Here is a 6,915-nt window from a genome sequence, read left to right as displayed (position 1 = left end):
ATCGCCGTTGAAATCCCCAATCTGAGGAGTCCAAGCTGGGTCAACGCTGGTTAGAGAAGCCGAATTAGCAACTTTGGTTCCATCCATTAGGGCAATGCTATTCTCACCGGTTGTCTTGTTGCGTAATAAGAAATCGGTTTTGCCATCAGCATTGAAGTCAGCAATTTTGTAATCATAGGCGGATAGGTCAAATTTACCTAGAGAACCCTGGTCGATAACTTTTGTTCCATCCATTAACCGAATGATAATCTCACCGGTTGTAGAATCGGCCCAAACTTTATCCGTTTTGCCATCACCGTTAAAGTCAGGAGTAATCGCCGCACTAGTTAAGTAAGGATTAGGATTGGGATTTGCTGACGTTTTAACAGGCGCAGTCACCGGTTCACTTTCTAATCCTAGTGAGGAACTCTTATTCCCAAACCCCAAATCATAATTTAAACTCTCAAAAGAATTTGTCAAGATTTGTGATTTGGCAAAAGAATCTGATACCCATTTAGATGTATTCAAAGATAAGGGTGAGGAATTTGTACTTTCAGGCATGGTGTATTTTTATTATTGGTTGTCATATTTTTTTAACTTTTTTCGAGAATCTCTTTCTGTAACGAAATAACATTTACCAGGTTTTTAAGATTTCTTTATAACTATTTTTTATTTATTAATGTCATTCTTTGAATATAAACATTTATTTATTTTAAAGGATTGTTATGAAGTTTTCAAGTTCTATATAAGCAATTAGAAAATATATTTTGTGCTTTACCTATATAATAATTTATAGATAAAATTTGATTACTTTGTTTATTGGTTTGACATTTAAAATGTTCAATTAAAACATACACATTTATGTAATTGTTATTCGGCTATCTAAAATTTTTACACTATGTAATCACAGCAGTATTACATAGGGGTTTGTATAGCAAGTCTAAATTATTGATGAATAACTAGATCCCCGGCTTCTTAAAGAAGTCCGCGATCTGAGCTTTTCAATAAAATTGATTATTCTCTAATGATTTATGACTTGAGTGGAAACAAATATTGGTTAGAATAACTTAGATTAGCAACTATTAAGAAGCATGATCTGTGCATCCTCTAGTTGCAAAAGTGTAAAATAACACAATATTTTCATAAATACATCAGCTATGCAAGCAGAATATCGGCAGCGTCGCGAACAGTTAATGGCAAAAATTGGTGATGGGACAGCCATTTTTCGCAGTGCGCCAATGGCAGTGATGCACAACGATGTCGAGTATGTTTATCGCCAAGACAGTGATTTTTTCTACTTGACTGGTTTTAATGAACCACAGGCAGTAGCAGTGTTAGCGCCGCATCATTCAGAACATCGATTTGTGCTATTTGTCCAACCGAAGGATCGCGAAAAGGAAGTATGGACTGGTTATCTTTCAGGGGTAGATGCAGCGAAGGAAATTTATGGTGCTGATGAAGCGTACCCCATTAGCGAGTTAGATGAAAAGTTGCCGCAGTATTTGGAAAAAGCTAGCCGGATTTACTATCACTTAGGACGCGATCGCGCCTTCAATGACCAAATCCTCGGACATTACCAAAGGTTACTGCGGACTTATCCTAAACGCGGTACTGGGCCGATCGCCATTGAAGATACTGGCCCTGTCCTCAACAGCATGAGACTAATTAAAAGTGAAGCTGAATTGGGGTTGATGCGTCAAGCAGTTGCGATCGCTACTGTTGCACACAATTATGCACAAGAAATCGCCGCACCCGGACGTTATGAGTACGAAATTCAGGCGGAGATGGAACGCATTTTTCGAGTGCGGGGTGGCTTAGGCCCAGCTTATCCTTCGATTGTGGCTTCCGGGGTGAATGCTTGCGTACTGCACTACATTGAAAATAATCGTCAAATGCAGGATGGAGAACTACTGCTAATTGATGCCGGTTGTGCTTACGGTTATTACAACTCGGATATTACGCGGACATTTCCTGTGGGTGGTAAATTTACGCCAGAACAAAAGACGCTGTACGAGATTGTTTTGTCAGCGCAAAAACAAGCGATCGCTCAAATACAACCAGGTAATCCCTTCAAATTAGTTCACGATACAGCAGTGCGCGTCCTCACGGAAGGTTTAGTTGAACTTGGCATCCTCAAAGGTGAAATTGATAAGTTAATTGAAGAAGAGAAATATAAGCCATATTATATGCACCGTACCAGTCATTGGTTAGGGTTAGATGTCCATGATGTGGGTGTTTACCAGCACGGTGAAGATAAACCGCAGATTTTGCAACCAGGTCAAATTCTGACAGTGGAACCGGGATTATATATTGTGCCTGACACCAAACTAGCAGAAGATCAACCAGAGACTGATCCTCGATGGATTGGCATTGGTATTCGGATTGAGGATGATGTATTAGTTACACCTGATGGACATGAAGTGTTAACTGCGGGAGTTCCCAAAGCAGTGGATGAAGTAGAAAGATAAAAAATGGGGATGGTATGAACCATCCCCAAATTAAAATTGAGGACAAGCCATCATAGTCGTTGTCAGAATTCCTAAGATTTTGTCTATTTCTTTAATAAAGTAATCGTTCTTATTGATAAAGATGGTATTTTCACAAAGTTTGAGAAATTTCCAATCTGTTCCTGTTGTAACTACACCATAAATTTCATTAATAATATTTCCTTGTTGCTGGTTAAACAATTGAGATGCAATCATTGTCGCAATACATTGTCCTAAACCAGATTTAATACTCTCATTTTTAGCTTCCACAATAGTCACGACAGGACTAGTAATATCATATTGTTCTGGTGAACAACTGAGAATAAAATCACAGCGCCCTTCTAAGCCTTTAGCAGCATCTACATTAAACTCTGAACCAGAAAATATACTAATTTGGTATTTAAAGAAGCGTTTAACTTCAATTAAAACAGGCATAATAATTAGTTCATAACGAGTTTTTTCTGTATTTATTGCTGTCACCAATGGTAAATGTTCAGAGAAAATCAAATTTAGATATTCACTAGGTGAAACTGTCTGCACATTTGTAAATAAATTTTTATTTTCAACAAATACTAATTTAAAGTCTGTTTTTACTTTGCTAAGATTAAAGGCGCTGTACAGCACTGTATCACCCCTCAATCACGCTTAATTGCATAGTATCATCTTGGGAGTAAAGTGCAGCGATGCCAACTCTTGGAGAGGCTTGTCTGCGACACGCTGCACGTAGCTTGCTTCCACGAAGTGGTATGCCAATGGCGGGCATAGCCAACGCAAGTTGCGGAAGTTAAGAAAGTAAGTTTGATAATATTTCAGATTAAGAACAGCCCTCAACAAATTCAACTTCCGGCAGTTTACCTGAGCGAAACTGAGTAACACGCTTACCATCAGTCTCGAATACCACACGATAGTTTTGGTCAGCACGGTCTTTCGGGATCAATGTTAAGTAGTGTCCGCCTTGGACGTATTTATGAGGCGTGACTTTAATTTGTCCTGGGTAAAGAGACTTGATTTGTGCTTCGGTATCGCCAATTTTTGCACCTTTGAGGGTAGTAATCTGGGTATTCTGCCGCACATCTACTCTAGAAATGCGATCTCCTGTCACCATGAACGAAAGATTTTTGGGTTCGTTTTGTGGCTTAACATAGTAGCAATTGTTATTGGGTGGATCGCCCACTAGCTTAGTACCAGCAGCCTTTGCCGCTTGGGAAACACTCATCCCAACTCGTACTGTGCCGATTCCATTGATGAACAATTTCGATTGATTTGTCAGTTTTGTCTGTGCTATGACTGTGCCGACAGTTAAAGAAGAAAGAGCAAGCGTTACGATACCAAAAGTCAATAATTTAGCTTTGCTATTCATTTTCTGTAAATAAAAAAGGGGTAGATATTTATCTACAATAGGCATATTGCAAATTTCGGATTTTAAATCTGTTGAAGGTAGACAATTTGGTCAATACTTCAATTAAAGTGATAATGCTATGATTGAACTCACATATAGTGCTTTTTTTTAATTGGTATAAATATATATAAAGTATTTAATTTGAAATTATACTAAAAAATAAAAAATGCTAGGAGAATTACTCGAAGTTGTAACAAAGCTATTTGAGTTTAGCGATCGCTTAAAGCAAGCTGAAGATAAAAAGCGTCAAAGTATAGAAAATTACTTTCGTAACATTGAGCAGTGTCTTCGTGATAGTGCAAAGCAACTTAAAAAAGGTCAAGTACCCCACGATAAGTGGGCAGAACTTCAGGTCTATGCAGAGGAATTGCCAAAGATCATTATTGATGAAATAGGTGAAGAAAAGGCAAAAGAGCTATCCCGTCTAATCAAGATAACTGCAAGCAATACACCAACAGACAATAGCTATGTTCAATATATAGAAGCTGCTGCTGGCAAATTTAAAGGACTGGTAGTTACAATTAGTACCGGACATAGACCACCAGATGGCAAACCAGAAAAACATCCAAAACGACTAATATTGAGTCGCAGACAATTAATTGAAGCATCTTTATTTACAGTTAGCGCATTTCAGTGAGTCAATTCTAAAAACAGCTGAATACGGAACAAATAAGCTATTAGATACTTACTCTTCAAACGAAATATTTAAGGAAGTTTATGATGAATGGAAAAAGTTTAAAACCAAGATAAGAAAATGGTCTAATCTAAATAAAATTTAGCAGAGTATCCAATTACCTAAAACAAAAATGGGTACGGTTAGCTTACCATACCCATTTGATAAATATTATCTCAGCGATTACAGTTGCGGTACATACTGCTGCTTCTCAGGGACTTCAGCATACTCAGCCACAATTTGACGGAATTCTTCGCCGTCAATGGTTTCTTTTTCGATGAGCAAATCGACTAAGCGATCGGTGACAGTGCGATGGTCACGGATAATCTTCTTGGAGTTTTCGTAACATTCTTCCACGATCGCTCGCACTTGTCCATCAATGCGAGAGGCGATGGATTCGGAATACTCAGATCGGGTTGTCCAGTCACGACCCAAGAATACTTCGCCCTGCTGGCTTTCCAAGGATAGCGGCCCTAAGTCAGACATCCCGAACCGCGTCACCATTTGCCGCGCCATTCCCGATAACTGCTGCAAGTCTCCACCAGCGCCAGTTGTGACTTCAGCAGCGCCAAAAATTACTTCCTCAGCAGCGCGACCGCCCAAAGCACCAGTAATCCTTGCTTTCAACTGAGAACGAGAAATTAACCCTTGTTCTTCGTTGGGCGTAAACCAAGTTAAACCCTGTGCTTGTCCCCGTGGAATCAAGGTGACTTTCTGCACTGGGTCATGGTCTTTTAACAAAGTCCCAACTAAGGCGTGTCCAATTTCGTGGTATGCAATCAAGCGCTTGCTCTTGCTGTCTACTAAAGGAGTGCCTTCCATCCCCGCGACTACCCGATCCACGGCATCATCTATTTCGCGGAGGGTGATAGCTTCTTTGCGTCTTCTAGCAGTGAGAATTGCCGCTTCGTTGAGTAAGTTGGCTAAGTCAGCACCAGTAAATCCAGGAGTGCGGCGAGCGATCGCATCCAAAGATACACTAGGATCTAATTTCTTGTTCCGCGCATGGACTTGTAAGATTTCCAAACGTCCTTTGATATCGGGTGCATCGACAGTTACTTGTCTGTCAAAGCGACCGGGACGTAACAAAGCTGAGTCTAATACGTCGGGACGGTTGGTGGCAGCAATAATAATGATGCCTGTATTACCTTCAAACCCGTCCATTTCGGTGAGCAATTGGTTGAGGGTTTGCTCTCTTTCGTCGTTACCGCCACCGATACCAGCGCCCCGTTGCCGTCCTACTGCGTCGATTTCATCGATGAAGATGATACAGGGGGCGTTGTCTTTGGCTTTCTTGAACAAATCGCGGACGCGGGATGCACCCACACCAACGAACATTTCTACGAATTCCGAACCGGAAATACTGAAGAAAGGTACGCCTGCTTCGCCAGCGATCGCTTTTGCTAGTAAAGTTTTACCAGTTCCAGGAGGCCCAACTAACAGTACTCCCTTGGGAATCCGTGCGCCTACAGCAGTAAATCTTTCTGGCTGCTTAAGGAAGGTGACAACTTCTTGCAATTCTTCCTTAGCTTCTTCAATCCCGGCTACGTCGTCAAATTTGACCCCGGTTTTCGCCTCCATTTGGAAACGCGCTTTGGATTTGCCGAAATTCATCGCTTGACCTGGCCCGCCGGGGAGGTTGCTAGAACGCCGGAACAAAAAGAACAGCCCGGTAATCAATAAAACTGGAAATATGAGATTGCCCAACAATCCCCAAATTGCCCCATCATTCCGCATGGGGTGAGCATCAAAACTAATGTCTTTTTCTTTGAGCTTGCTAATTAACTCAGGAGCGTTAACAGGCAAATCCACCCGCCACCTTTGGACACGATTTTCGATGTCTGGATCGCGGGCTTCTATAATTGCTGTCCTACCGCCTTCGTACAGATCCACGCTGGTGACGCGATCGCCATCCAAGTATTCTAGAAAGCGACCATAAGTCATGCGGGTATTGGCTGCATTCTTACTCATGTCAGTAGGAGCGCTTGCAAAGGCCCCTTGCCAGAAGAAAAAGCCAATTACCAAAGCCGGCAATGTCCAGAGTACTACGACTTTCCAAGAGAATTTCATCTTAATTTGCCTCTAGATGCCTATACAACTCATCAGCCTCAGCAACCGAATGTTCATCACTCTGTCACTTTAAGCTGTTAAACGGATGTCTATAAATCCATTTTGTTTAATTTGATCTCTTACATGCACTGCCATAGAGCGATTGGCGCATTATGGCGATGCCAACAAGAATCTTAATCAAAGTTAACTTAATTTTAATACAATATCGCACGAGAAAAGGGAGCGCAACGGGATGCAAAGCACACGGAGAATTTCTCCAGAATGCTCCTTGTGTCATTCCAGCCTCTTTATTAGGGGGAGTAGGGAGT

The 6,915-nt window shown here is 41.1% G+C and carries 6 protein-coding genes; 2 read left to right on the top strand and 4 right to left on the bottom strand.

The window, feature by feature from the left end; all coding sequences use genetic code 11:
- On the bottom strand, window positions 1-540 hold a 540-nt coding region (locus ACFFAP_RS34185), incomplete at its 3' end, for an FG-GAP repeat domain-containing protein (RefSeq protein WP_375515379.1).
- A gap of 596 nt (window positions 541-1,136) precedes the next feature.
- On the opposite strand from ACFFAP_RS34185, the gene ACFFAP_RS34180 reads away from it, so the two are divergent.
- On the top strand, window positions 1,137-2,447 hold the full coding sequence (locus ACFFAP_RS34180; protein ID WP_375515378.1) for an aminopeptidase P N-terminal domain-containing protein: 1,311 nt from the start codon (window positions 1,137-1,139) through the stop codon (window positions 2,445-2,447).
- A gap of 30 nt (window positions 2,448-2,477) precedes the next feature.
- Here ACFFAP_RS34180 and ACFFAP_RS34175 read toward each other — a convergent pair whose 3' ends face one another.
- Together ACFFAP_RS34175 and ACFFAP_RS34170 are read right to left on the bottom strand one after the other, a co-directional pair.
- The gene (locus ACFFAP_RS34175; RefSeq protein ID WP_375515377.1) at window positions 2,478-3,089 is read right to left on the bottom strand and encodes a hypothetical protein; all 612 of its coding nucleotides are present in this window, start codon (window positions 3,087-3,089) and stop codon (window positions 2,478-2,480) included.
- 190 nt (window positions 3,090-3,279) lie between these two features.
- A complete protein-coding gene (locus ACFFAP_RS34170; protein ID WP_375515376.1) occupies window positions 3,280-3,825 on the bottom strand; it encodes a hypothetical protein in 546 nt (181 codons plus the stop codon).
- 205 nt (window positions 3,826-4,030) lie between these two features.
- On the opposite strand from ACFFAP_RS34170, the gene ACFFAP_RS34165 reads away from it, so the two are divergent.
- Window positions 4,031-4,501 carry a hypothetical protein gene (locus ACFFAP_RS34165; RefSeq protein WP_375515375.1) on the top strand — a complete coding sequence of 157 codons (471 nt, stop codon included), beginning with the start codon at window positions 4,031-4,033 and terminating at the stop codon, window positions 4,499-4,501.
- 219 nt (window positions 4,502-4,720) lie between these two features.
- Here the strand turns inward: ACFFAP_RS34165 and ftsH2 are convergent, their stop codons facing one another.
- A complete protein-coding gene (gene ftsH2, locus ACFFAP_RS34160; RefSeq protein ID WP_375515374.1) occupies window positions 4,721-6,607 on the bottom strand; it encodes an ATP-dependent zinc metalloprotease FtsH2 in 1,887 nt (628 codons plus the stop codon).
- Between the last annotated feature and the right edge of the window lie 308 nt (window positions 6,608-6,915).

Origin of the sequence: uncultured Nostoc sp. (assembly GCF_964245575.1) — a bacterium.
Classification (GTDB): domain Bacteria; phylum Cyanobacteriota; class Cyanobacteriia; order Cyanobacteriales; family Nostocaceae; genus Nostoc.
The sequence above is the reverse complement of the archived record's forward strand: the minus strand, read 5'-3'. Positions and strand labels throughout refer to the sequence as shown.